The sequence below is a fragment of the Acinetobacter sp. ACZLY 512 genome, from assembly GCF_023614015.1.
GTDB lineage: Bacteria > Pseudomonadota > Gammaproteobacteria > Pseudomonadales > Moraxellaceae > Acinetobacter > Acinetobacter soli.
Map to the genome: position 1 here is coordinate 1 of NZ_JAKIVI010000032.1, position 345 is coordinate 345.

The 345-nt window shown below is 47.8% G+C and carries 1 protein-coding gene; it reads left to right on the forward strand.

Features of this window, described 5'->3' with window-relative positions; translation table 11 throughout:
- A partial coding sequence (locus L2096_RS16030) for a hypothetical protein (protein ID WP_250365862.1) occupies positions 1 to 345 on the forward strand: 345 nt, incomplete at both ends.

The following is a 345-nucleotide window of genomic DNA, read 5'->3' on the forward strand; positions in this document are numbered from 1 at the left end:
GGCCTGAACTTCCGAGCGAATACAGGTGCCTCAGACAATGTGAAGCTTGGTGAAACCATCACCCTTGCAGATGGTACAAACACCACGGCAGAGTATGATGCAGCAACCAACACCTATCGCTATAACGTGATTGCGAATCCGACATTCACGACGGTAACGACGGGGAACAGCAAGTTAGATACCAACGGACTTACAATCACCAATCCAGCAGATTCGACCAAGACGGTGAGTGTAACTGGGGCGGGAATCAATGCAGGTAATAACAAGATCAGCAATCTTGCAGATGGTATAAACACCAATGATGCAATCAATAAAGGTCAGTTAGATAAAGCCCAAGCTGCGGCG